The organism is Methylophilus sp. DMC16, assembly GCF_056314045.1.
Genome location: NZ_JBQUZC010000001.1, coordinates 1613396 through 1636585, shown reverse-complemented (window position 1 = coordinate 1636585; position 23190 = coordinate 1613396). Strand labels below are relative to the sequence as shown.

At 51.7% G+C, this 23190-nt stretch carries 25 protein-coding genes; 14 read left to right on the top strand and 11 right to left on the bottom strand.

Going from position 1 to position 23190, the window contains the following annotated elements; translation table 11 throughout:
- Positions 1 to 27: 27 nt before the first annotated feature.
- The 7 genes from glyA (at position 28) to ACT53D_RS07685 (ending at position 6254) form a co-directional block, all read left to right on the top strand.
- Complete coding sequence (gene glyA, locus ACT53D_RS07715; RefSeq protein WP_194747350.1) at positions 28 to 1275, top strand: serine hydroxymethyltransferase; 1248 nt, start codon at positions 28 to 30, stop codon at positions 1273 to 1275.
- Positions 1276 to 1296: 21 nt separating this feature from the next.
- Entirely contained in the window at positions 1297 to 1746 is a 450-nt protein-coding gene (gene nrdR / locus ACT53D_RS07710; protein WP_194747349.1) for a transcriptional regulator NrdR, read from the top strand.
- A gap of 107 nt (positions 1747 to 1853) precedes the next feature.
- The gene (locus ACT53D_RS07705; protein WP_194747348.1) at positions 1854 to 2231 is read left to right on the top strand and encodes a hypothetical protein; all 378 of its coding nucleotides are present in this window, start codon (positions 1854 to 1856) and stop codon (positions 2229 to 2231) included.
- 122 nt (positions 2232 to 2353) lie between these two features.
- Positions 2354 to 3445, top strand: a complete 1092-nt coding sequence (gene ribD / locus ACT53D_RS07700; protein ID WP_476155461.1) for a bifunctional diaminohydroxyphosphoribosylaminopyrimidine deaminase/5-amino-6-(5-phosphoribosylamino)uracil reductase RibD — start codon at positions 2354 to 2356, stop codon at positions 3443 to 3445.
- Positions 3446 to 3450: 5 nt separating this feature from the next.
- Positions 3451 to 4251, top strand: coding sequence for a TatD family hydrolase (locus ACT53D_RS07695; RefSeq protein ID WP_476155459.1), 801 nt, complete (start codon positions 3451 to 3453; stop codon positions 4249 to 4251).
- Between the two features lie 271 nt (positions 4252 to 4522).
- Entirely contained in the window at positions 4523 to 5605 is a 1083-nt protein-coding gene (gene mtnA, locus ACT53D_RS07690; RefSeq protein WP_476155457.1) for an S-methyl-5-thioribose-1-phosphate isomerase, read from the top strand.
- A gap of 1 nt (position 5606) precedes the next feature.
- Complete coding sequence (locus ACT53D_RS07685; protein ID WP_338656865.1) at positions 5607 to 6254, top strand: class II aldolase/adducin family protein; 648 nt, start codon at positions 5607 to 5609, stop codon at positions 6252 to 6254.
- Positions 6255 to 6269: 15 nt separating this feature from the next.
- On the opposite strand, the gene ACT53D_RS07680 is transcribed toward ACT53D_RS07685, so the two are convergent.
- The 4 genes from ACT53D_RS07680 to ACT53D_RS07665 form a co-directional block, all read right to left on the bottom strand.
- Entirely contained in the window at positions 6270 to 6797 is a 528-nt protein-coding gene (locus tag ACT53D_RS07680; protein WP_476155455.1) for a hypothetical protein, read from the bottom strand.
- 40 nt (positions 6798 to 6837) lie between these two features.
- On the bottom strand, positions 6838 to 7566 hold the full coding sequence (locus tag ACT53D_RS07675; protein WP_313983384.1) for an arginyltransferase: 729 nt from the start codon (positions 7564 to 7566) through the stop codon (positions 6838 to 6840).
- Positions 7553 to 8251 carry a leucyl/phenylalanyl-tRNA--protein transferase gene (gene aat, locus ACT53D_RS07670; RefSeq protein ID WP_313983387.1) on the bottom strand — a complete coding sequence of 233 codons (699 nt, stop codon included), beginning with the start codon at positions 8249 to 8251 and terminating at the stop codon, positions 7553 to 7555. Before aat ends, ACT53D_RS07675 begins: the two co-directional genes overlap by 14 nt.
- A gap of 209 nt (positions 8252 to 8460) precedes the next feature.
- Positions 8461 to 11244, bottom strand: coding sequence for a bifunctional diguanylate cyclase/phosphodiesterase (locus ACT53D_RS07665; RefSeq protein ID WP_476155452.1), 2784 nt, complete (start codon positions 11242 to 11244; stop codon positions 8461 to 8463).
- 294 nt (positions 11245 to 11538) lie between these two features.
- Here ACT53D_RS07665 and ACT53D_RS07660 point away from each other — a divergent pair, with 294 nt between their 5' ends.
- On the top strand, positions 11539 to 13725 hold the full coding sequence (locus ACT53D_RS07660; protein ID WP_194747339.1) for a YgiQ family radical SAM protein: 2187 nt from the start codon (positions 11539 to 11541) through the stop codon (positions 13723 to 13725).
- A 4-nt stretch (positions 13726 to 13729) separates the two neighbouring features.
- Here ACT53D_RS07660 and ACT53D_RS07655 read toward each other — a convergent pair whose 3' ends face one another.
- Complete coding sequence (locus tag ACT53D_RS07655) at positions 13730 to 14881, bottom strand: DUF2235 domain-containing protein (protein WP_476155450.1); 1152 nt, start codon at positions 14879 to 14881, stop codon at positions 13730 to 13732.
- 159 nt (positions 14882 to 15040) lie between these two features.
- Here ACT53D_RS07655 and ACT53D_RS07650 point away from each other — a divergent pair, with 159 nt between their 5' ends.
- Positions 15041 to 15889 (top strand): TraB/GumN family protein, encoded by an 849-nt coding sequence (locus ACT53D_RS07650; protein ID WP_313983397.1) that lies wholly within the window; start codon positions 15041 to 15043, stop codon positions 15887 to 15889.
- A gap of 39 nt (positions 15890 to 15928) precedes the next feature.
- Here the strand turns inward: ACT53D_RS07650 and ACT53D_RS07645 are convergent, their stop codons facing one another.
- The 5 genes from ACT53D_RS07645 to ACT53D_RS07625 form a co-directional block, all read right to left on the bottom strand.
- Complete coding sequence (locus ACT53D_RS07645) at positions 15929 to 16408, bottom strand: hypothetical protein (RefSeq protein WP_275357105.1); 480 nt, start codon at positions 16406 to 16408, stop codon at positions 15929 to 15931.
- Positions 16409 to 16459: 51 nt separating this feature from the next.
- Positions 16460 to 16840, bottom strand: a complete 381-nt coding sequence (locus ACT53D_RS07640; protein ID WP_194747336.1) for a response regulator — start codon at positions 16838 to 16840, stop codon at positions 16460 to 16462.
- Between the two features lie 89 nt (positions 16841 to 16929).
- Entirely contained in the window at positions 16930 to 17562 is a 633-nt protein-coding gene (locus tag ACT53D_RS07635; protein WP_194747335.1) for a response regulator, read from the bottom strand.
- A gap of 9 nt (positions 17563 to 17571) precedes the next feature.
- A complete protein-coding gene (locus ACT53D_RS07630; protein ID WP_313983403.1) occupies positions 17572 to 18075 on the bottom strand; it encodes a phage holin family protein in 504 nt (167 codons plus the stop codon).
- Between the two features lie 12 nt (positions 18076 to 18087).
- A complete protein-coding gene (locus tag ACT53D_RS07625) occupies positions 18088 to 18504 on the bottom strand; it encodes an ElaB/YgaM/YqjD family protein (protein WP_194747333.1) in 417 nt (138 codons plus the stop codon).
- Between the two features lie 293 nt (positions 18505 to 18797).
- On the opposite strand from ACT53D_RS07625, the gene ACT53D_RS07620 reads away from it, so the two are divergent.
- The 3 genes from ACT53D_RS07620 to ACT53D_RS07610 all read left to right on the top strand — a co-directional run bounded on the left by ACT53D_RS07620 (position 18798) and on the right by ACT53D_RS07610 (position 21452).
- Positions 18798 to 20228 (top strand): sensor histidine kinase, encoded by a 1431-nt coding sequence (locus ACT53D_RS07620; RefSeq protein WP_476155446.1) that lies wholly within the window; start codon positions 18798 to 18800, stop codon positions 20226 to 20228.
- A 146-nt stretch (positions 20229 to 20374) separates the two neighbouring features.
- Positions 20375 to 20890 carry a BON domain-containing protein gene (locus ACT53D_RS07615; RefSeq protein WP_275357102.1) on the top strand — a complete coding sequence of 172 codons (516 nt, stop codon included), beginning with the start codon at positions 20375 to 20377 and terminating at the stop codon, positions 20888 to 20890.
- Positions 20891 to 21044: 154 nt separating this feature from the next.
- Positions 21045 to 21452 carry a BON domain-containing protein gene (locus tag ACT53D_RS07610; RefSeq protein ID WP_476155444.1) on the top strand — a complete coding sequence of 136 codons (408 nt, stop codon included), beginning with the start codon at positions 21045 to 21047 and terminating at the stop codon, positions 21450 to 21452.
- Positions 21453 to 21500: 48 nt separating this feature from the next.
- Here ACT53D_RS07610 and ACT53D_RS07605 read toward each other — a convergent pair whose 3' ends face one another.
- Positions 21501 to 22028, bottom strand: a complete 528-nt coding sequence (locus ACT53D_RS07605) for a lipocalin family protein (RefSeq protein ID WP_476155610.1) — start codon at positions 22026 to 22028, stop codon at positions 21501 to 21503.
- Positions 22029 to 22177: 149 nt separating this feature from the next.
- Between ACT53D_RS07605 and ACT53D_RS07600 the strand changes: the two genes are divergently transcribed.
- Together ACT53D_RS07600 and ACT53D_RS07595 are read left to right on the top strand one after the other, a co-directional pair.
- On the top strand, positions 22178 to 22612 hold the full coding sequence (locus tag ACT53D_RS07600) for a hypothetical protein (RefSeq protein WP_194747330.1): 435 nt from the start codon (positions 22178 to 22180) through the stop codon (positions 22610 to 22612).
- Positions 22613 to 22686: 74 nt separating this feature from the next.
- Entirely contained in the window at positions 22687 to 23127 is a 441-nt protein-coding gene (locus tag ACT53D_RS07595; RefSeq protein ID WP_476155442.1) for a bacteriocin, read from the top strand.
- Positions 23128 to 23190: the final 63 nt, after the last annotated feature.

The following is a 23190-nucleotide window of genomic DNA, read 5'->3' as shown; positions in this document are numbered from 1 at the left end:
TTTTTGTGATACGGAAACTTGATCGTCATGTTTAGCTTTTCAAGAAACTTAAGCGTTGCAGACCCGGCCTTGGCCCAAATGATTTCTTCCGAAGTGGAGCGTCAGCATCAGCATATCGAGTTGATTGCTTCAGAAAACTACACCAGTCCAGCGGTGATGGAAGCCCAAGGCTCGCAATTGACGAACAAGTATGCTGAAGGGTATCCAGGCAAACGCTTTTACGGTGGCTGTGAGTTTGTTGATCAGGTTGAACAGCTGGCGATTGACCGACTGAAAGCCTTGTATGGGGCTGAGTATGCCAACGTGCAGCCACATTCTGGATCACAGGCGAATCAGGCCGTGTATTTCTCCATCCTCAAACCTGGCGATACCGTCATGGGCATGAATCTGGGTCACGGCGGTCACCTCACACACGGTTCTCCGGCTAACCTGTCCGGCAAGTTGTTTAATATCGTGCCTTATGGTTTGAACGATAAAGAAGAGATCGACTACGATGAGATGGAGCGTATCGCGGTGGAGTGCAAACCAAAGTTGTTGATTGGGGGTGCTTCTGCGTATGCCTTGCGTTTTGACTGGGCGCGTATGGCTGAAATCGCCAAAAAAGTCGGTGCTTATTTCATGGTCGATATGGCGCACTATTCTGGCTTGATTGCAGCGGGTGTCTATCCTAACCCGGTACCGCATGCTGACTTTGTGACTTCAACCACGCACAAGACCTTACGTGGTCCACGTGGCGGTATCATCATGGCTAAGGCCGAGTTTGAAAAATCACTGAACTCCAACGTGTTCCCAAGCTTGCAAGGCGGCCCGTTGATGCACGTTATCGCCGGTAAGGCGACAGCTTTCCTCGAAGCGGCACAGCCAGACTTCAAAGCGTATCAGGAACAGGTATTGAAAAACGCCAGCATCATGGCCAGCACGTTGGCTGCGCGTGGTTTGCGTATTATCTCCGGCCGTACCGAGTCTCATGTATTTCTGGTAGACCTGCGTCCTAAAGGCTTGACCGGTAAGGCAGCAGACGCTTATCTGGGCCAAGCGCACATTACGGTCAACAAGAATGCGATTCCTAACGACCCCGAGAGCCCGTTCGTGACTTCCGGTATTCGTATCGGTTCGCCTGCGATCACAACGCGTGGCTTTAAAGAAGCCGAAGCCGAGCAAGTGGCTAACCTGATTGCTGATGTGCTGGATAATCCGGAAAGCGCTGAAGTGATTGCGGCCACCAAGGCGAAGGTGCATGCCTTGACCGATCAATTCCCAGTGTACGGTAAATAATTTTTCGGGCTATCCACAGCCATGAAATGTCCGTTTTGCGGTGCGGATGATACGCAAGTGGTGGATTCCCGACTCAATGAGGAAGGGAACTCCATCCGCAGGCGCCGTCGCTGTCAGGTGTGTGACAAGCGCTTTACCACCTATGAAACGGCAGAATTGCATCTGCCGCAAGTGGTAAAGCAAAACGGGACGCGCGAAGAGTTTAAGCGCGAAAAATTGCGCCTCTCCTTTACACGTGCGCTGCACAAACGTCCAGTGCCTACTGAATATGTCGATAAAGCACTGGACCGCATTGTTCAAAAAGTGCTCGGTTTGGGCGCGCGCGAAGTGCCTGCGCGGTTGCTGGGTGAAACAGTCATGCAAGAGTTAAAACAAATGGATCAGGTGGCGTACATCCGCTTTGCTTCGGTGTATCGAAGCTTTTCAGATGTGGATGACTTTCATAACGCCATCCGCGATCTGGATAACTGACAACAACCATTGCCGGTCGCACCCTCTGTGCGCTGGTGTATGTGTTCCGTGTGCCTTGCTTCACCCTGTGCACGGTCTATCAATGTTGCATGTGAAGGCGGGGGCGTATGAAACTGATCAAGCTATCTGCAGTGGTATTAGCGGTATTCACCGTGATTCTCACCATCGTGTTTTTTACCTGGTGGGCATTTAAAGATGAGGCGGTGTTTGGTCGAGACAAGTTTGACCAGACCCGCTGGATGCAGTTGTCCAACACCGTGCAAAAGGAGTGCAGACGCGGTGACATGGCATACGATCTCAAAAATCACATCCTGATTCGAGGCGCCAAAAAAGAGGCCGTCATGGCCTTGCTTGGGCGGCCTAGCCTTGAGGACGCCAATGCACTTGAGTATGATCTGGGTAAGTGCATGCATGTCTATCATGCCTTACGCATATACTTTGACCAGGACGGACGTCTCACCCATAGTCAAATCTCCTCCCATTAGCTTAACTCTCATTGTGTGTACGCCCTTTATCCAGGGCGCGGTCTTGTCATTCACTGGCCGTTCAAAGGTGTCCGCCATACAAAACCACCGCAAGGCGGGCTTTTTTTGTATGATGCTAGTCTATGTTACACAGTACTCAAGATATTCAATGGATGACCCATGCCTTGCGCCTGGCGGTGCATGGACTGTATTCGACCACGCCTAATCCGCGTGTCGGTTGTGTCATCGTCAAACAAGGCCAAGTGCTTGGAGAAGGCGCTCACCTCAAGGCGGGGGAGCCCCATGCTGAAGTACACGCCTTGCGCGCCGCTGGCGAGCAGGCAAGAGGTGCAACTGCATATGTGACTCTGGAGCCCTGCAGTCATTTTGGCCGGACGCCCCCCTGCGCCGATGCACTGGTGAATGCCGGTGTGAGCCGGGTCGTGGTTGCCATGCAGGATCCGAATCCTTTAGTTGCTGGCAACGGCATTGCACGTTTGCAGGCACAGGGTATTGCTGTCACGGTTGGGGTTTGCGAAGCGCAGGCCAAGGCGCTGAATCCTGGGTTTATTCTGCGCATGACGCAACAACGCCCTTATGTCCGCCTCAAGGTCGCTGCCAGTCTGGATGGCCGTACGGCGTTGGCGAATGGGGTCAGTCAATGGATTACGTCGCCAGAGGCGCGGAAAGATGTCCATCACTGGCGTGCGCAAAGCTGTGCGGTGATCACGGGTATCTCGACCATTCTAAAGGATAATGCCTCGCTCACCGTGCGTGAGGTGAAGACGCCACGCCAACCCTTACGCGTCATTCTCGATAGCCAGTTACGTATTCCGATAGACGCCAAGGTGTTGCAGGATGGCCATGCGCTGGTGGCGTATGCGCACGGGGAGGCCGCCAAGCTGGAGATATTGCAAGTGATGGGGGTACGTACCCTGCATGCACCGAATGCGCAGGGGCAGGTGGATATTGCTGCCGTCATGCAGGCACTAACGGCCTGGCCTTGTAATGAGGTACTGGTGGAGGCGGGGGCAACGCTGAATGGGGCCTTTTTGCAAAGCGGGTTTGTGGATGAGTTATTGCTGTATTACGCACCCAAGCTAATGGGAGACGCGGCACGCGGCATGTTTGCCCTGCCAGCATGGACGCAGATGGCAGACATACACACGCTGGACATTATGGATCTGCGACAGGTCGGGCAGGATATCCGTCTTCAGGCCAGGCTTAAGGCCTGATTCTTATGCTGATCGACACCCACTGTCATCTGGATGCCCGTGAGTTTGATGCCGACCGTGAGCCGGTCTGGCAGGCGGCCCTGGCGCAGGGCGTTCGTGCGGTGGTCATCCCAGCCGTGACGCAGGCGACATTTGAGCCGATTATGGCCTGGTGTGCACGGCATCCACAAGCTGGATTCGCTCTTGGCTGGCATCCCATGTATGTGTCTGAGGCACCTGAGGATGCGCTGGCGCAGCTCGAGCAAACCGTCGCCAGGGTGCTGGAGGGCCCTCAGGCGCATCAATTGCTGGCGATTGGAGAGATCGGTCTCGACTTTTACCTGACGCGCGAACATGAGGCCAGACAGCTAGAGCTATATGAAGGACAGTTGCGCATTGCCAGGCAGTTTCATTTGCCTGTGATTTTGCATGTGCGAGGTGCGATAGACACCATCCTCAAATATTTGCGCAAGCATACTTTAACGGGGGGTATTGCACATGCCTTTAACGGCAGCAAGCAACAAGCGGAGATATTTGCCAGTTTGGGATTCAAATTAGGGTTTGGTGGTGCCATGACCTGGCCGCGCGCATTGAAACTGCGTCAGCTTGCAGCAGAATTGCCTGTGGAAACACTGGTTCTGGAGACCGATGCGCCGGATATTCCGCCGGTTTGGCTGGGGCATCAAGGAAGAAATGCGCCGGATCAATTAAAAAAGATCGCAGAAGAGATGGCCCTGATACGTGGCTTGGAAGCTTCGCAACTCATTGAAATGACTGGTAAAAATTCTGTAGAAGTTTTGCCAAAAATAGCCCATTTATGCACATGACTTAAAGTGACACTTTAAGAATGTGTCGAAAGTGACTATATTATAGTGGTGCTTTGTAAGTGATTGATTTTATTGGATAAAAAAATAGATTAAAAAATGAACTTTTGGAAAAAGTCCTTATAAATTGGTAAGTTACGGAATTAAGACACAGCAATCCACAAAGTTATCCACAGATTTTGTGGATAGCAAAATACGGTGTTTGTCCTACAAGAAAAGCAAGTGGTTTTACAAACTTTACAATTACTAATCGGTGCTTGGCCAGGCCTCTCATATGCGCATTCAATCCCAACATTTCCGTAGCATTTGGCAACAAGCCAACGCTGTTTATATCATTGACCAGACGCAGTTGCCGTTTGATTTTGTGACGGTGGAATTAACGTCTTTGGCGCAAATATGTCATGCCATCCGCCACATGCAGGTCCGTGGTGCACCCCTCATTGGAGCTGCGGCAGCCTATGGTGTGGCGTTAGGCATTCAGCAGGATGCCAGCGATGAACACTTGCAGGCGGTGGTAAAGCAGCTGATTGCCACACGACCGACTGCCGTCAATCTGGCCTGGGCGGCACAGCGCATGCAACAGACGTTGATGCCGCTAGCTGTGGCGCAACGCGCAGCAGCTGCTTGGCTGGCGGCACAAGCGATTGCTGATGAGGATGTGGCGCAGAATCTGGCGATTGGCCAGCACGGTAAAGCCTTGATCGCTGAAAAGGCCACGGTGGGTGCCAATCAGGCTGTGAATATTTTGACCCATTGCAATGCAGGCTGGTTGGCCACGGTGGATGGCGGGACGGCCTTGGCGCCGATTTATGCCGCGCATGATGCAGGTCTGAAAGTACATGTCTGGGTAGATGAAACGCGGCCACGCAACCAGGGTGCCAGCCTGACCGCCTGGGAGCTGGCGCAACACGGAGTTCCGCATACGGTGATTGCCGATAATGCTGGCGGCCATCTGATGCAGCATGGTCAGGTAGATCTGGTCATCGTCGGTGCAGATCGTGTCACCAGTCAAGGTGATGTCTGCAACAAGATAGGCACCTATTTAAAAGCGCTGGCAGCATTTGATCAGCAAATCCCGTTTTATGCTGCGGTGCCGACGCCGACCATAGACTGGCAGATCGCACGCGGCGCAGAGATCGAGATTGAAATGCGTGATGCGGATGAGGTGGCTTATATGCAAGGGCAGACTGCAACAGGAGACATACAGACGGTCCGGGTGATTCCGCGTGAAAGCCCGGCATTGAATCCGGCGTTTGATGTGACGCCAGCCAGGCTGGTGACAGGGGTGATTACCGAGCATGGGGTGTTTGCCCCAGACCAGTTGCATGCGCTGAAAACGCATAGTCTGGGCGATTAACATGAGCAAGCGCTCGCCTGCGCAACAGTTGTTATACACGGCCCAGCAAATGGCCCTGACTGGCCTGAATAAAGGCACCTCTGGCAACGCCAGTGTCCGGCTAGAAACGGGTTTTCTGGTGACGCCTTCTGGCGTGCCGGCAGAACAGCTGCATGTTGACAGCATGGTACATATGGATTGGCAAGGCCGGGCTGAAGCCGGGAAAAACCCCTCCAGCGAATGGCGTTTTCATCTGGATATTTTACAGGCGCGGCCTGAAGTTAATGCGGTTGTGCATTGCCACAGCATGTTTGCGACTACGGTAGCCTGCATGGGGCACGACGTGCCGCCGTTTCATTACATGATTGCCAGCGTGGGTGGAGATAATATCCGTTGCGCGCCCTACGCCTTGTTTGGCACCCAGGCGCTGTCTGAGGTTGCGCTCGCTGCATTGCATGAGCGCAAGGCCTGTTTGCTGGCACATCATGGCATGATCGCGCTGGGCAAGGATTTATCCCACGCACTGGCCGTGGCGGTAGAAGTGGAAAACCTGTGTGAGCAGTACTGGCGACTGTTACAAGTTGGGCAGCTCCGCTTGCTGACGCCTGCGCAAATGCTTGAAGTCCATGCCCAATTTAAAGGCTATGGGCAATGGCGTGATCCGGTTTAATTACACCGGATGGATTTAGAGTTTTGGAAATAGCGCCAGGGTGGTCATGCGCAATAGAGCGCCAGGGTCACAAATGTAGGTGTTCTGTTTCATCTCGCTAGCGGATGGAGGTACTGCGAGGATGGCTTCTGCGGGAGCAAAGCATTTGAGCAGAACGCCACCGGATTCTACGGCGTTGAGTCCTTTGGCATAGCTGGTGGCCAGCGCCTCCGAGGGTGTCCAGCAAAAGCCAATCTGGTCTTGATCAAACAAAAACCAGCTTTCGCCACGATACAGGGTCAGTCCCTGCAGCGGTTGATGCCGCGTGTCGGCCAAGCATTTTTTCAGCACGCGCAGTACCAATGCGTCATTTTTAATCAAGGCGCGCAAATCGCCGCCATATTGTCGCCACAATGCGGCAATGCTTGATTGGTCAAAGCCGGATTCATCCTGAATTCGAGCGATGTATTCGAAGGTTTGCCGCCATAAAGCAGCATCCACGGTATTCACGTACTGACCATGACAAAACTGCCTGGCCAGCGACTGTACGGAGACACTTTGCATACGTATTGAATCAGGCGTCTTCATCGCTTGCCCCGCTGGGTTACCGCACCCATATGCCCTCAATCAGTTTTTCCTGCGGCTGGAACTGCTGCTTGTAAGCCATTTTCTGGCTGTCTGCAATCCAGTAGCCCAGGTACAAATAGTCCAGGCCGAGTTGCTTGGCCCACTCGATTTGCCAGAGAATGCTATAGGTGCCATAACTCGCTTTGTCATGCGTATCATAAAACGTGTACACCGCAGACAGACCATCCATGACAATATCAATCACGCTGACCATCTTGAGCTGCTGCTGTGCATCTCTAAACTCGACCATTACGCTATCTACATTGCTTTGACATAAAAACTGCTGGTATTGCGTCGCTTCGTCTTCTTGCGGCATGGCTGACTCCAGACTGCTGGGATGACGCTGTTGCTGGTAGGTCAGGTACAGGGCGAAGTGTTCTGCATCATAACTGGCTTCACGGATGGTGGCCTGTAAAGGTGCATGCTTCTTAAATGCCCGTTGCTGGCTACGCGTGGCTTCAAACGCATGTACCGGCAAACGGACCGAAATGCAGGCATTGCAATGTTCGCAATGCGGCCGGTATGCAAACTTGCCACTGCGGCGAAAGCCCTGCTGTATCAGTCCGCTATACACGCGGCCATCTACCAGTGTCTGCGGCGTGGCAATCAGGCTTTGCGCCAGCTTTTTAGGCAGATAGCCACAGGTGTAAGCGGTGGTCACATAAAACTGTAATTTTTGCAGAGGTGCGTCGTTAGGTAGGGTCATATTGCACTAAATGCGTTAATTCTTCGATAAACCGGTCTCTGGGAATTTCATAAGCACCAAAACTGGCAAGTAACGGTGTATGCATCTGACAATCAATCATACCGACTTGTTGCGTGATTAACCATTGCACCAGATGCGCAAATGCCACTTTGGACGCATTGCTGACATGGTGAAACATGCTTTCACCATAAAACATGCGGCCAATCTTGACCCCATAACAACCGCCAACCAATTGCCCATCTTGCCAGGCTTCCATACTATGCGCGTAGCCCATGGCATGCAACTCGCTGTATGCCGCAATCATTTCATTGGTGATCCATGAGCCGGATTGACCTGGGCGCGGGGTGGAAGCACACGCTTGCATCACGGCGGTAAACTGCGTATTCATGCGTAACTCAAACGGCTGTTGCTGGATGACCTTGCGCAAGGAGCGGGTGATTTTCAGCGCTGGTGGAAACAGCACCATGCGTGGGTCCGGACTCCACCAGAGGATAGGCTCGCCCGGACTAAACCATGGAAAAATCCCTTGTTTGTAGGCGCTCAACAGGCGTCGTGGCGTCAGGCTACCGCCGATGGCGATCAGGCCGTTGGGCTCTGTCAACGCCTGCTGTAAGTTCGGGAATGGGGTCTCTGCTGCGAGAATGCGCACCGGCCCGCCCGGGAGAGGATAGTAATTGTCATGCATAAACAGTCATTGCGGTGGTGTAGGGACGCAAGTTAATCGCATTACGGTTTAGTCGGCTCTCCGTGATTGCCAGATACTGATGAGTCTGGTGATCACATAGCTATCCTTTAACGCACATGAGTAAAGTCAGCCTGATATTCAATACGTCATTACGCACGCTTTATTCGGGCCTGATACAGGCCCTTACCCGCACGCGTTTGCATTCGGTACTAGAACTTAAACGGATTGTGCTTGCTCGTCCATTCTATAACCTTATGGCCGGGGATGCCACGCGAGATGCCAAACCCTTGGGCATAGTCGCAGCCCAGTTCGGCCAGAATCTGCGCCTGCTCGGCTTTTTCGACGCCTTCAGCCACCACCTTGCGGCCGAAGTCGCGGCAGAGCGTAATCACGCCACGGATCACCGCCATGTCTTCCTGGTCACTTAACATGTTATGGATAAAGGACTGATCAATTTTAATGATGTTGACTGGCAGGCGGCGCAAGTAAATCAGCGAGGAGTAGCCTGAGCCAAAATCATCAATCGAGAATGCAACGCCCAGCGCCTGGCATTGCTGGATGACGCGGTTGACGCGGGCAAAATCGCTGATGGCAGCACTTTCGGTGATCTCGATATGCAGCTGTTGCGGCTTGATCATGGCATACTTTTTAAACAAGTCAGCCAATCGTTCCGGAAACTGTTTATGCATTAAATGCTGGGCGGCGATGTTGACGGAGACTTGTGTGTCCAAGCCCTGGCTTTGCCACTCGCTCAATTGGCGCAAGCTTTCTTCTATCACCCAGTTACCAATATCCACAATCAGATTGGTATGTTCGACCGCGGTCAGGAAGTCGTTAGGGTAGAGCAGTCCGCGCACCGGATGCTGCCAGCGCAGCAAAGCCTCAAAACAGAAAATTTCACCAGACTGCATACAGACTTGCGGTTGGAAAACCAGGCGAATATGGTTGTTTTGGATGCCATGCAGCAAGTCCTTGAGCAACGCTTGCTGTTGCTGGGATTGCTGCGCTGACGCCAGGTCAAACAAATGGCATTGATGCCCACCGTGCGTTTTGGCATGGTACATGGCATGGTCAGCATGCCGTAGCAAGGTGTCTGGCGGGTTGCGGTCTATCGGGTATAGCGTATAGCCAATGCTGGCTGAAATGGAAAACTTGAATTTATCTACCTTGAACGGTTTTTCAATCGCCGTCAGCAACTTTTTGAGCAGTCGTGCATATTCGTTGGCCGTCCGTAGCCCGCACAACAACATGGCAAATTCATCGCCTCCGAGCCTGGCCAGGGTATCTTGCGGTTTGAGCAGGCCATTCAGTCGGGCTGCCAGTTGCATGAGCAAACGGTCACCGTATTCGTGGCCGTATTGGTCATTGACGATTTTGAAGTCATCCAGGTCAATATAACAAATGGCCACCAGCGTCGACTGGCTTTCCGCTTCGTGTAGCGCTTGTTGCAATCGGCTCGAAAACAATACGCGGTTAGGCAGTTGCGTCAGCACATCATGATAAGCCAGATGCTCAAGCATGTTTTGTTGCTCTTTGGCGCGCGTAATGTCTGAAAAGAGGCCGACATAATGCTGAAATTCGCCCGCCTGGTTGAGCACTGGCGACAATTCGAGTTCTACCAGATACTCATGACCTTGTTGATGACGGTTCCAGACCTCGCCCTGCCACTCCTGAAAGCCATGCTGGCTGTCATACAAGGACTGGAACAGATCTGGTTGCTGATAGGCGATGCCCAGTTGTTGCGGAGTTTTACCCATGACTTCAGGTTGTGCATAGCCTGTAATCACGCTGAAGGAGGGGTTGCACTGAATGATATGTCCCTGGGTGTCGGTAATGAAAATTGCATCATGGGCATGGTCAAACACGCTGGAAGAGACCTTTAGCCGGCTGGCATTGGCCTGCAGCTGGCTCACCATTTCACGCAGGCGTCTGCGCATTTTAAGCATGTTGGCGATCAGGCTGTCTGGGGCTGCCGTGGTTTGGTCTTCGGCAAAGTCGCCGCTTTCAATCCGCATCAATAAATGCTTGGCTGTCTCGGGATCACCGCCCAAGGGGTTCAACACAAATCGCTGCAAGCCGCTGACAATGGCAATCAGCACGACCAATGTCAGGATAAAGGTAATGATCATCAAAGGCGACAGCGCGCCCAGTGCAGACCAGTAAGCCTCACTGGTCGGGTACACAATATTGATCTGAAAATCCCATTCTGGTACCTGCCGCGTGACCTTGGTCCAGCGGTGCTGGCTATCTTTGAGGGCGGTTTCTGCCTCCAGGCGTGTCAGTCCATTGGTTAGAAAGCGGATATTGCCGTGTCCGTCGGTGATGGCCACAAAGCCTTTTTTCAAAAATCCCCATTGCCGGATCGCCTGGTCAATGGCGTTGAAATCAAGCTTGTAACCGACGTACCAGGCCCCAATCAGGTTGCCGTGATTATCCTGCATGGGTTCATAGCGGGAGAGATACGATTCCCCAAGGATATCTACCACGCCAAAATAAGCCTGATTTTTTTGCAGTGCGACAATCGCCTTGCCAAACGGATCCAGCTCTGTGCCAAAGGCATTGGTGCCATCCGCTTTTTTGACATTGGTCGAAATCCGCAGAAACTGCCCGCCACGTTTGACAAAAATGGTGGCGGTACCGCTACCTATGCGTGTCACTGAATCGACCAGTAGTGTGCTGCCGGTTTGAGGGGTATCCCCAAATTGCAAGTTTGGGACGTCCATTCCCAGTATCTGGGTCGTGCCGTTAATATTGGGCGGGCCTTCAAGCGAGCCATATTGTTTGAGCAAGGCCATACTTGAGAATACATGTTCGCTGACCAGGGTTTTCGCCGTGATCAACAGGTTGGACAGTTTTTGTGTTTCTTCCTGAGCCTGGGTTTCGATATTGTTTAAATGCGCGTTGAAAATAAATGCGAAAGAAACTAGACCGATCAGCAACCCCAAGCTGGTCAGTGGTAAAAGGATTTTTTTAAAAAGAGTGTAGTGCTTCATTGTAAGTTTATGTAATTATTTTATAAGTAATTTCCCCGTCCTGCATTTTGTTTATACATGGCTTTACAACTGACTGCAATCATTTATAAGACTGGGCCCCTGTGCGAGCCCAATTTTAAATAAATGTCGTCTTATTTATTACACAAATATTTGGGAATGGTTTGTGGTGGTGAATGATTGTGATTGATTTGGCCAAGTGAGGTGGCACTCACCTGAATGTTGTGAAAAAAATCTTTCAAATCAATCAATTAATGCGTAAAATGCGCAACTCTCAAGCATTAGCTGGTTACCCGCGTGGAAATCTATACTTCCCTCACTGCCAAACCCATTCAAAGTTACCGTCCATATTGGGCGAAACGCTTTGGCACCGCCCCCGTGCTGCCCATGAGTCGCGCCGAAATGGATGCATTGGGCTGGGATAGCTGCGATATTATTCTGGTCAGCGGCGATGCCTACATTGACCATCCCAGTTTTGGCGTCGCCCTGATTGGCCGCTTGCTTGAGGCGCAAGGTTTTCGTGTGGGCATTATTGCGCAACCAGACTGGCAGTCGGCAGAACCGTTCAAAGTGCTGGGTAAACCTAATCTATATTTTGGCGTCACGGCCGGAAATATGGATAGCATGGTCAACCGCTATACCGCGGACCGCAAGATACGCTCGGATGATGCCTATACGCCGAATGCCGAGGCCAACAAGCGTCCTGATCGCGCGGTACTGGTTTACTCTCAACGTTGTAAAGAGGCCTATGCAGATGTGCCGCTGGTGATTGGCAGTATTGAAGCCAGCCTGCGCCGCATAGCGCACTATGATTACTGGTCAGATAAAGTCCGTCGTTCTATCCTGATGGATGCCAAGGCGGACTTGCTGGTGTTTGGAAACGCCGAGCGTGCCATTGTCGAACTGTCGCACCGTATTGCCCGTGGAGAAGCGATCCATGAGATTGAGGATATTCGTGGCACCGCGTTTATCCGCAAGCAAGTGCCAGATGAATTTGTGGAGGTGCCCTCTACCCGTCTCGACCGGCCAGGGGTGGTGGATAAGCACGAAGACCCCTATGCGATGAAAATGGGCAAAGCCGATGCCAGTTGCGCAACGGATGATCAGGCGAAAGACGCCAATGCCGCGGCGATCAGCTTGCCTTTACCGCTGAAAGCTGCCAAAGTGCCGCGCGAACGTCAGGTGATCCGCATGCCTTCTTATGAAGAGGTGGTGAGTGATCCTGTCATGTATGCGCATGCTTCACGCGTGTTGCATCTGGAGTCTAACCCGGGCAATGCACGGGCACTGGTACAAAAGCATGGCAACCGGGAGGTCTGGCTCAATCCGCCGCCGATTCCACTCACGACCAAAGAGATGGATTATGTGTATGACTTGCCTTATGCCCGCAAGCCCCATCCGGCCTATGGCGATGCCAAAATCCCGGCCTGGGAAATGATCCGCTTCTCGGTCAACATCATGCGTGGCTGCTTTGGCGGCTGTACTTTTTGTTCGATTACCGAGCATGAAGGCCGCATTATCCAAAGCCGTTCAGAAGACTCGATTTTGCGTGAAATTGAAGAAATCCGCGACAAGGTGGATGGCTTCACGGGCGTGATCTCGGATTTGGGGGGGCCGACCGCCAACATGTATCGCCTCTCTTGCAAGTCTGAGGAAATCGAAAAGAATTGCCGCAAGTTGTCCTGTGTCTATCCGGGCGTATGTGAAAACCTCAATACCGATCACTCTGCGCTGATTCAGTTGTATCGCAAGGCGCGCAACCTGCGCGGTGTCAAAAAGATTTTAATCGGTTCCGGCTTGCGTTACGACCTGGCCGTAAAGTCGCCCGAGTATGTGAAAGAGCTGGTGCAGCATCACGTGGGCGGCTATCTCAAGATTGCGCCTGAACATTCTGAAGAGAATGTGCTAAGCAAAATGATGAAGCCGGGCATGGGTGCCTATGATGAGTTCAAGCGCATGTTTGAGCGCTTCAGTGCCGAGGCGGGTAAAAAGCAGTATTTGATCCCGTATTTTATTGCCTCGCATCCAGGCACCACCGATGAAGACATGCTCAATCTAGCCTTGTGGCTCAAGCGTAATGATTTTAGATTGGATCAGGTGCAAACCTTTACGCCGACGCCGATGGCGATGGCCACAGCCATGTATCACAGCGGTAAAAATCCGCTGCGTAAAGTGACGGCGGATTCTGAAACCGTGCCCGTCCCTAAAGCAGGCAATATCCGCAAATTGCATAAAGCGTTTATCCGCTACCACGATCCACAAAACTGGCCGATGCTGCGTGAAGCATTGAAGAAAATGGGCAGAGCGGATTTGATTGGCAATGGTAAAAAGCACCTGGTGCCCGCGTACCAGCCTGCCGTGTTGCCACAAATCGTTCAATCGGACGGCAGCCGCTTCCAGGCCAAACCATTACCCAAAGGCTTTAACCAGACCAAAAGCTTTGCCAGCCCGAAAAAGCACGCGCCGCGTAGCAAAAAACATTGATGGATTAGCGTGGCGCTTGCGTCGGCGCTATGCCTGCATTGAGCAGCGTAGGCGGGCGATAATCGGCTTGTGCCAACCATTTTTCCGCTACCGAACTATCCAGCGTCACGTTAACCGCCGTCACCGGCAGGGCTTGCAACGCAGTGGCTAGGTCGGGGGAGGGCGTGACTGGGCTGCCACGATAAGGCCGGTAAAATCTACCATCGCCTTTGCTAAACAAGCCCTTGAAAAAAGCATACAGTCCATAAGCAAACGCTTTGTATGCATCTGTGGGGCTCGATAAGCAGGCATTAGGGGCCACTGAAAACGGTTTTAGTTTAAGGCCTGCGGCACGGGCTTTGTCCAGCATCCATCCCAGTGCAATGGTGGCCAGCGGGTCATGGCCATAACCGCCGCCGACATTGGCGTGCGCGCCGATAAACCAGCGCTGCTCCACCGCAATGTTCTCAGGTTTTTGCTGGCCGTCTGCATTAGTCCACATCGCTACTTTATAAGCTTCACGGTGTTCGTCTATTGCCATCGCATGGTAGGCATAAGAAACGATTTTTGACAGCTCGGTATCATGCCAGGCATAAAATCCCTGCTCTGAAATCATGGTGCCGGGGATGCCGAGCGCGCCGACGGTATCCCAAACTCCCAGAAAATGGACACGGACTTCCTGGCTGTAGGTCTGCCTGAACGCCAGGCACTGGGGGCTCTCCGGTGCAGCGGATTTGTCGCGGTAGAGCGCTTCAGCGCGTGCGAGCAAATCTGGTGTGCTGGTGTTGAGTAACCCGCATTTTCGGATCAAGCCGACCAGGCTTCTGGCCGTATACGCGCCACGGCTAAAGCCAAACACCCAAATTTCATCGCCTGCCTGATAGCGCCTGACCAGCCAGTCATAGCCTTTAAGCAGGTTTTTGCTCAAGCCATACCCAAATAAACCCCCGCGTAACTTTTCGCCGGTGCCGGTCCCCACGCCAGGTTCATAGAAAAAACGCTGTTCAATGTCGCCATCCTTGGCTTCGATTAAGGTCGAGAGTTGGTAGACGTTGGTCAGGTCTTGCGGGTCGTTCCAGGTGCCATCAAATAAAACAATCAAACGTTTGTTGCTTTTCATCTGGCTGTCTCCGGGGTTGAGGGGGAAGTGTCGCTGTATCCTTGAGTGCTCGATCATGGAGCTACCTGCCTATGGTAGTCCTCGGCGTGGGGGCTGGCAATGACGGCCTGATGCCTTGCAATCATGGCAGCGGATATTTATTTGTGAGACGATGTCACAATGCCGGTTGCTGAGGGTTTGCAACTGTTTAGCTAATCACAAAAAGTGAGGAATTTGATGCGAAGTGTCCGTTTGTTCGCCCTGTGTTTATTGATGGTAACCCCACTGCTGCAAGCGGCTGAGAAAGGCCTGTTCTGGCAGCTGGAGGCGCCCAATGGCCAGGTCAGTTACCTGTTTGGCACTATGCATACCGACGATAACCGGGTCACCAACTTTTCAGCGCCGGTGATTCAGGCGCTTAAAAATGTGAATATGTTTATGCTGGAGGTAGCAGAGGCGCCGCCAGTGAGTCTTTTGCAAATGCCAGACAGCAATTTGAAACAGTTACTCTCTGAAGCAGAATTGCAGCAGGTCGCTGCGCTGGCAGACATGCACGTGATCCCGATGGATGCGGTGGTCAAAATGAAACCCTGGTTGCTGGCAGTCATGTTTGATTTGCCCAAGCCACAAACGCCGTTTGCGCAAGATCTGTTGCTTAAAGCTAAAGCAGAGGAGTTCGACAAACGTATTGTGGGATTAGAAAGTGCGCAAGCGCATTTTGGTGTCATGGATAGTTTGTCCATGGATGAGCAGTTGCTCATGTTGCGTGCGGTGCTCAAACGCAGCCAAAAGCAAAAGGAGCAAGACTTTGAACGGTTGATGAAGGCTTATCTGGCGGGGGATGCCGATCAGGTCGCGAATATGGATGATGCCATGACGCGTGGCATTTTGCCGGCCGCTTTGTGGCAACGCATGCGCGTCAAGTTGCTGGACGAACGCAATGTGATGATGGCCGAGCGTAGTCTGGAGCAGGCGCGACAAGGCCGTGTGTTTATTGCCGTTGGTGCGGCGCATTTGGCCGGTAAAAATGGCTTGTTACAGGCCTTCAGGCAGGCGGGCTTTAAAGTCACCGCCATCAAAAAATAGCGGTTGAGGGGTGGTTGGATAGCGTCATCAGCTGTGGGTCTAGCGCGTCTGCGCAGAGGCGACTTCATGTGCAATCTGGCTAATGTGGGCCACAAAATCAGCATCTTCGCCGACCAGCAGTCGTGGCAGGTGCTGGCGGAAATCTTCACGCTGGCACCATTCACGCATGTAATCCTCCCACGACATCCAGCGGCGCAAGCGTTTGCCACGCATGTCGGGATCGTAAGCCAGCAAATAGGCGCGCTCAAACAGTGAAATGAGGATTTCAAACAACACCAGTTTGCGCTCCTCCTGTTCGGCGCTGAGCGCCAGGGATTCGCGGTTGGAGCGCAATTGCAGGTCGGGGTGAGCCATCACCAGCTTGAGAAAATCCGTGTAGTTATCTGCAAGTAACTGGTAGACCTCTTCATCTTCATTTTCGCGCTCTTTGCGCTGTTCAAGCACAAACGTCACAATGGCCAGCGGCAAGCCGACCACGGTGACCACATAGCTCAGTAATTCCCAGGTTTCTAAAGACATCAAAGCACCGCAGTGTTTCAGGCCGGGTCGGGCCAGGGTTAAGAAAGGTAGTTAGTTGATCTGGCTGGCACGCTGTTGAATGATGTCTATGCACTCATCAAACTGCAAGGACTTGTCAAAAAAATACTCTACGCCCATATTTTGCGCCAGATTACGATAGTAACTGTTGCCATGATTGGTCAACATGACAATGTCAGGCGTTTTGTAAGGGTAGCTCTGCTGGCGGGTATGCCTGACCACATCAAAGCCCGTGCCTTTGGCCAGCTCAATGTCGAGCACGACCATGTCGTACTCATGGGCATTGAGCAGGTTGATCGCTTCATCACTGGTGGTGGCGACATCCTGGATATCAAGCTGCTGACAGTCTTGCAGCATTTCCACAATGACATCACGGATCAACGCAGAATCTTCAACTAACAATAATCTATACATAACAATCTCACCAATGACTCCCTGGGTGATCTAATTTAAGCAAGTTGAATGCTGACATGACAAAAGGGCGCCTTGTTAGTGATTTTTCTTTAGTTAAGTAGCCCATATTTAATGGCATAGTATGTCAGGTCAGCATTTGATTTCATGGCCATTTTTTCCAGAATGCGACTGCGATAAGTGCTCACGGTCTTGATACTGATGAAGAGCTCCTCTGCAATGGCCGTTGGGGTCTGCCCCGCAGCCAGCTTGACGAATACTTGAAACTCGCGGTCGGACAGGGTTTCATGTAACTGCTTTTCCGAAGGATGACTCAGTTCATTGGTCATCAGCTCTGCCAGTTCGGCCGAAATATAGCGTTTGCCGCTGGCAATGGTACGGATGGCCTGAATGATTTCATCTGAATCCGCATTTTTCGATAAATAGCCCTTGCAGCCGTTACGCATCAGGTTCAATGCATACTGGTCTTCAGAATAGCCGCTCAGCACCAGCACCGGCAAGGTCGGGGCGACGTGCTTAAGCTCATGCAGCGTATCAACCCCGTTTTTATCCGGCATGGATATATCCAGTACCATGGCATCAAACTCGTTTTTGCGTACCAGCTGGATGGCTTCTGAGCCTGAGCTTGCTTCTCCGGTGACCTGCAGGTCAGACTCAAGCTCAATCAGGTTACGTAAACCATCACGAACAATACTGTGATCATCTACCAAAAGAATTCTTTTCATGTGGTTCTCTTATTGTTTTGGGGTGTCAGAAGCCGGTTTTTCAGTATGAGCTGCTTCGCCACCCTCATCTTCAGGTGTTGCCGGTGGCGGTGGCGCAATCTCGTTGCGGAATACCTGCCAGTCATGACTGATCATTGACAGCGAATCTGCAAACAAGGGTTTTTTATACCACTGTGCACGCACTGCCAAAAACACAATCAGTCCGATGGCGGCAGGAACCAGCATCACCAGCCCCAGAATCAAGGTGCGATGTGGATTCTCCCACAAGATGGAAAACAGCCACATCAACCCGAGCAAGCCGGTAAAAATAAACATGCTGAAGACCACCAGCAGGCCGACAATGCTGGTAGCCATGCGTTGGGTTTCCTCCAAAAAATCCTGCTTCATGTGTTGCGCTCTGTCTTCGGTATAGTCAGCCACATGATGGCGCAAATTGATGAAATTATCCTTCAATGCCGAGACTTTACGGTCTAGAAACAGTACAGCCACAAATTTCAGGAGGTTTAACCACATAGATTTCCTTAATTATTCGCGACGCTTGGCGCCCAACAGGTATCCTATCAGCAAACCGACGCCAGCGGCTACCAGTACCGTACCCAGTGGATGCTCTTGCACCGTGTCAGCGGTTTTGTCCTTGATGGTGTGATAGGTATCGCTGACTTCACGCTGTACCTGATCCTTCACACGGCCTGCTTTCGCTGACAGGTTAGAAGCCAATGCCGCTGCATTTTCTTCGCTGGTCAAACGGTCGATATTTGCTTTCAGGGTGTGAATCAAGGCCTTGGCCTTGTCTTGTGTCGTGTCAGCCGTGTCATTGACTGCGTCCAGCAAATCATTGGCGGTGGATTTGACTTGCGCTGCAATTTCTTCAATGGCTTGGTCAGATTTTTTAGCTAAATCATCCGTTGTATTTTCAACATGGTCTTTGGAAAAATTAAACATTTTGTAACTCCTTTAAAAAGTCATACAGCATGGTTGAAATCGATCTTGATGTTCTATGAGCATTAAGATGCGTTTTCAATATGGTGCCATCTTAACTGCCCGGCCTGCGAGAACCTATCGGCTCACTACCGATTACACGGTCAGAATTCTCTGACAATACTTATTTGGCTTGATCACGCATGTTTACATTGCCCATCCTCATCAAGCCCGTTATGATGATAATGTATTGTTCACAATGCACATTAAAATACGCTGGATTGACCCTTCTTTCAATCTTTATCCTTGTAAACCGCATGCAAAAAATCAGAACCCAATTGATGGCCTTGCTGGACAGGCTGGAAGTCATCAGTGATACCTTTGGCGGTAATACGGTGGCTTTACTGACGGTGAGTTTATTGCTCGCTGCGGCCATGCTGGTGGTGAACGATCGCTTGATCGTCAATACGCGTGAAAAAACAGACCTGCTGACCAAACTGGACCAGCTCCTGATGGAGGAGTGGAAAACACAAGCCAGTCTTTCGGTGGCTGAAAGCGCGCAGCGCGGCTACTTGCTCACCCGTTCGGAAAACTATTTCGCGCCTTATGACGAGGCGACGCAGGAGATCAGCGAACATCTGCAAAACATTAATACGCTGTTGAACCACACCAATCTGGTCAAGCACATCACGATACAAAACATCATGAACCAGCTGGTCAACAGCATTGCCAAAAAGTCTGCCGAAATGAGTGTGACCATTGATTTTGCCAAGAAGCACCAGTTCGACAAGGCGTTGGCCGTGGTCAAGCTGGACTCTGGCATTAAAGAAAGTGCGAACGTGCAAATGCTCTCGCGCCAGTTTGAGAAGGAAATCACCGATTACCGTCACGAACTGGCCGAGGCGAGAAATAATATGCGGCGCATGATGCGCTGGTTTGTCATGGCGTGCCCGTTGATCTTTGTGTCACTGGTGGTTCTGGTGATTCGCCGGTTATTGCGTGAGCTGGCAGAAAAAGCCAATCTGCACGAACGCTTGACGGATGAGAACGCCGAATACGAGCGCAATATCCAGACCCTAACGGTCAGCCTGCAACGCCAGGCGCTGCAGGCACAGACTAACATTGAGCGTGAGCGCTATCAGCTCTCGCGCGAATTGCATGATGAGCTTGGCTCATTGTTGACAGCCATTAAAATGGATATTTCCTGGGCGATCAAATACTTAAAAGACAGTTCGCCGCAAATCACCGACAAGCTTAAAAAGACCAACCAATACCTGGACCGCAGTATCAACTTCAAACGCGAGATTGTGCAAAACCTGCACCCTTCCATGATCAAGACTTTTGGTCTGATCGCCTCGTTGCAAAATCTGGTTGATGAGGCCGCTGCCCGTAATCATTGGCAAATGGATATCATCATGCCCGAGCAGGAGCTCATGATGAACGAGACCTTGAGTCTGATTATTTATCGCCTGGTGCAAGAGAGCCTGAACAACTGCAGCAAGTATGCACAGGCCAGTGGCGTTTCGGTGCATCTGATGCACGACGACCAGCATATCAAGCTTGAAATTGCCGATAATGGTATCGGCTTTGACATGAATAGTCTGACCAGTAGTAACACCGGCATTAGCGGCATGCGCAACCGGGTAGAGTCTATTGGCGGCCATTATGAAGTCACCAGTACGCCTGGCCAGGGCACCAGTACGCGGGTGATGTTACCTTTCCTCGCTGCCGAACCGGCAAACAACTAAGCCTCCTTATACAGCGTTTTGCACGCTGTAGTCATATTCTGACAAGGGATTCAGTCGGTGGACGACTGACCCCTGCGCTCCCAGCCAGTAACATGGCTACACATCGCATCAACTACTTTGCGATGTGCGTAAATAAGGAGACGCAAATGTCAATGTCAAAATATAAACAAGCAATCATCTTTGGCAGCCTGTTGGCAACAACAATCACTGTGAATGCCTTTGCGTTCGATTTGGACGAAGTGCAAAACGGCGTACAGCCCTATCAGGAAGAGTTTAAGGCCTTGGACAAGAATGGCAACAGCACCTTGACCTGGGCAGAAATACAGCAAGACAAAAACGTAAAGAAAAAAGATTTCAAAGCGTTTGACCACGACAATGATGGCACTTTGAGCTATGAAGAATTTGCAGAGCTTAAGACACAGACCAGCCAGAAAGCCATTAAAGGCGCCATGTCTGACAGCTGGATCACCACTAAAGTCAAAGCCAAACTGCTCGAGGAAGAATCCTTGAAGTCACTCAAGATCAGCGTGGAAACTCATAAAGGCGAAGTATTGCTGAGTGGATTTGTCGGAGATGCTTCTCTCAAAGCCAAGGCTGAAGAGTTGGTGACTGGCGTAGAGGGCGTTAAATCTGTGAAAAACGCTATTGTGGTGAAAGGTTAACTCACACCCCCTCGCAAGCTACATATCCTCTCCCAATGATGTAGCTTGCTTTTTTTGTTTGGCGGGTTGTCCTACAAGTAGTTGTTAGATTCATCCTCTTTGCAGCTTGGACAACTCGCCCTCTTAATCACGTGTACAAATGAAAGGAAACATCATGAAAATGAATCGTTATCTGACTATGAGTGCTTTAGTGGCTTTAATGGGCCTTGCCAGCACCCATGCGCTGGCACAAGGCGAACCGATGTATAAATTTTTGCCTAGCGAAACGGTGGTCGACAATGTGAAAACCCTGTTGCAGAGCCATGGCGTAGATGCTTCAGCAATTGAAGTGAATTCTGACACCCATGGTGTGGTTCAACTGAGCGGTCAGGTTTCTTCCAAAGAGCAGGTTGAAACGGTGACTAATCTGGCCAAACAGGCTGAAGGCGTGTATGCCGTTCTGGGCGAGTTGCGCTATACCACAGGTGAAGTGGTGCCAGCCCCTGCGCCAGCAGGCATGGATACAGTGATGGATACTCCACCCGCACCTGGCAGCGCTGTTGAGCAGATGGATGCCCAATGAACTGATGGACAAGGCCATGCGGTGGTATCAGAGATGTCCCGGCAGGAGTTATTGATGCTGGGGCATCACATGTCTACCGGATTCGTACTCGGCCTGGTTGGCTTGTCGGATGAACAGTAACTGATCGGTGGCAAAACCCAATTCTTTGGCTTTGGCCATCAAATGTTGTTTGATCGGGTAGGGGAGTTGTGGTGTGCGGGAGAGTATCCATAAGTAGTCTCTGCCACTGCTAACCAAGGCATAGTTGTAATAAGGCTTATCGATTTCGAGGATGGTGTAATCACCATAAAAAGGGCCGAAGAATGACACCTTGAGTTTGCCGGTACGGCTGCCGTCAGAATTGGCCGGATCGACAAATTTGGCCTTGCCGGTAGCGACACTCCAGTCGTTTTTCTGGGGATCGAAGCCACGGTTCACTACCTTGAGGGTGCCATCCGCTTCGATGGTGTAATTGGCCGTGACTTGCTCCAAGCCTTTTTCAAATCGGTTGTCCAGTCTGGCAATTTCATACCAGGTTCCGGTGTATTGGTTAGGGTCAAAGCTGCGGACAATGGATTGCTCGGCCTGGCTGGGCATCGGCGCTGAGCAGCTGATGAGACAAATTGACACGATGCAAATGCAAAAGAGGCTGAGTCGGCTAGTTAACATAACAATATAGTCAATAAACAATATATGGTTTTTCAAAGACCATTTAAAATAGCATAAATTCAAACAAGGGATACAACATGAAAAAATTGATTTGGGGTGTGTTGTTCATATGCGCAACACCAGTCATGGCAGATAATCTGGAAACAGGTCTTGGCGGCGGCCTGGGCGCTGCAGCCGGGACTGCAGTAGGTAGCGTGTTAGGCGGCTCTACCGGTGAGGTCATCGGTGGCGCTGTCGGTGGTGGTCTGGGAGGCGCGGCGACCACAGGCCGTGCGGGGCGGACCGGTGCCATTTTGGGTGGGGCTGCGGGCGGTGCCACCGGGGCAATGGTTGGGCGTAAAGTGAGCGGTACTACTACAGGCGCTGTGGTCGGTGCCGGTGTTGGGGGTGCAGGTGGTGCAGTGGTCGGTAAAGTGATAGCCGAGCCGGATCCCTATGCCGGGCGTGGCTATGGCAAACGACACAAAGGTCCGCGTCATCACCACAAACACAGACACCATGATCACGATTAAGACTGCTGATTAAGCGCGCATGTCGTACAAGTGTCTATTTGATCCTCTTCCTTTTCCATTGAATGGAGCATGACATGAAAACATGGATGATTGCTGTCAGTTTGCTGATTGCCAGCAACCCCAGTTGGGCGCAAAGCTGTAATAGCAAAAATGTCGGTGCCAGTGGCGTCGGTGGCTTGGCTGGTTCAGCCATTGGTGCCGTGATGCTGGGGCCCGCGGGTGAAGTGCTCGGTGGCGCCGTAGGTGGTGCCGTGGGGAGTGTGGTCGCCAATGGTGGCAAAGCACAGCCTGCGACGATGTTGGGGGGTGCCGTGGGCGGGGCCGGCGGTGCAATCCTGGGTCGTGGTTTGGGTGGTGGCAGGTTGCTCGCGGTGATTGGTGCCGGTTTAGGCAGTGCAGGCGGCGCTTGCGTGGCCCAGCAAAGCGGGGCCACAAAAACACATCACGTCTCACACTCTAAAAAACAGACTGCGAATAACGCCACTGCCAAAGCACAAAAATTGCTCGGCAGTTAAATCCAGGCTTGGGGGCGGCTTGAGTTTCAAGTTGCCCGGCTTTCACAGAACAGGATTTAAAAT

What these genes read in the sequence shown, in the direction of transcription:
- ribD (WP_476155461.1), top strand. Translation starts at nt 2,354, where the DNA reads ATGTTACACAGTACTCAAGATATTCAATGGATGACCCATGCCTTGCGC.
- ACT53D_RS07680 (WP_476155455.1), bottom strand. Translation starts at nt 6,797, where the DNA reads ATGCAAAGTGTCTCCGTACAGTCGCTGGCCAGGCAGTTTTGTCATGGT.
- glyA (WP_194747350.1), top strand. Translation starts at nt 28, where the DNA reads ATGTTTAGCTTTTCAAGAAACTTAAGCGTTGCAGACCCGGCCTTGGCC.
- ACT53D_RS07635 (WP_194747335.1), bottom strand. Translation starts at nt 17,562, where the DNA reads ATGAAAAGAATTCTTTTGGTAGATGATCACAGTATTGTTCGTGATGGT.
- ACT53D_RS07625 (WP_194747333.1), bottom strand. Translation starts at nt 18,504, where the DNA reads ATGTTTAATTTTTCCAAAGACCATGTTGAAAATACAACGGATGATTTA.
- ACT53D_RS07685 (WP_338656865.1), top strand. Translation starts at nt 5,607, where the DNA reads ATGAGCAAGCGCTCGCCTGCGCAACAGTTGTTATACACGGCCCAGCAA.
- ACT53D_RS07705 (WP_194747348.1), top strand. Translation starts at nt 1,854, where the DNA reads ATGAAACTGATCAAGCTATCTGCAGTGGTATTAGCGGTATTCACCGTG.
- ACT53D_RS07630 (WP_313983403.1), bottom strand. Translation starts at nt 18,075, where the DNA reads ATGTGGTTAAACCTCCTGAAATTTGTGGCTGTACTGTTTCTAGACCGT.
- ACT53D_RS07600 (WP_194747330.1), top strand. Translation starts at nt 22,178, where the DNA reads ATGAAAAAATTGATTTGGGGTGTGTTGTTCATATGCGCAACACCAGTC.
- mtnA (WP_476155457.1), top strand. Translation starts at nt 4,523, where the DNA reads ATGCGCATTCAATCCCAACATTTCCGTAGCATTTGGCAACAAGCCAAC.
- nrdR (WP_194747349.1), top strand. Translation starts at nt 1,297, where the DNA reads ATGAAATGTCCGTTTTGCGGTGCGGATGATACGCAAGTGGTGGATTCC.
- aat (WP_313983387.1), bottom strand. Translation starts at nt 8,251, where the DNA reads ATGCATGACAATTACTATCCTCTCCCGGGCGGGCCGGTGCGCATTCTC.
- ACT53D_RS07655 (WP_476155450.1), bottom strand. Translation starts at nt 14,881, where the DNA reads ATGATCGAGCACTCAAGGATACAGCGACACTTCCCCCTCAACCCCGGA.
- ACT53D_RS07610 (WP_476155444.1), top strand. Translation starts at nt 21,045, where the DNA reads ATGAAAATGAATCGTTATCTGACTATGAGTGCTTTAGTGGCTTTAATG.
- ACT53D_RS07675 (WP_313983384.1), bottom strand. Translation starts at nt 7,566, where the DNA reads ATGACCCTACCTAACGACGCACCTCTGCAAAAATTACAGTTTTATGTG.
- ACT53D_RS07645 (WP_275357105.1), bottom strand. Translation starts at nt 16,408, where the DNA reads ATGTCTTTAGAAACCTGGGAATTACTGAGCTATGTGGTCACCGTGGTC.
- ACT53D_RS07665 (WP_476155452.1), bottom strand. Translation starts at nt 11,244, where the DNA reads ATGAAGCACTACACTCTTTTTAAAAAAATCCTTTTACCACTGACCAGC.
- ACT53D_RS07620 (WP_476155446.1), top strand. Translation starts at nt 18,798, where the DNA reads ATGCAAAAAATCAGAACCCAATTGATGGCCTTGCTGGACAGGCTGGAA.
- ACT53D_RS07615 (WP_275357102.1), top strand. Translation starts at nt 20,375, where the DNA reads ATGTCAATGTCAAAATATAAACAAGCAATCATCTTTGGCAGCCTGTTG.
- ACT53D_RS07650 (WP_313983397.1), top strand. Translation starts at nt 15,041, where the DNA reads ATGCGAAGTGTCCGTTTGTTCGCCCTGTGTTTATTGATGGTAACCCCA.
- ACT53D_RS07640 (WP_194747336.1), bottom strand. Translation starts at nt 16,840, where the DNA reads ATGTATAGATTATTGTTAGTTGAAGATTCTGCGTTGATCCGTGATGTC.
- ACT53D_RS07605 (WP_476155610.1), bottom strand. Translation starts at nt 22,028, where the DNA reads ATGCCCAGCCAGGCCGAGCAATCCATTGTCCGCAGCTTTGACCCTAAC.
- ACT53D_RS07695 (WP_476155459.1), top strand. Translation starts at nt 3,451, where the DNA reads ATGCTGATCGACACCCACTGTCATCTGGATGCCCGTGAGTTTGATGCC.
- ACT53D_RS07595 (WP_476155442.1), top strand. Translation starts at nt 22,687, where the DNA reads ATGAAAACATGGATGATTGCTGTCAGTTTGCTGATTGCCAGCAACCCC.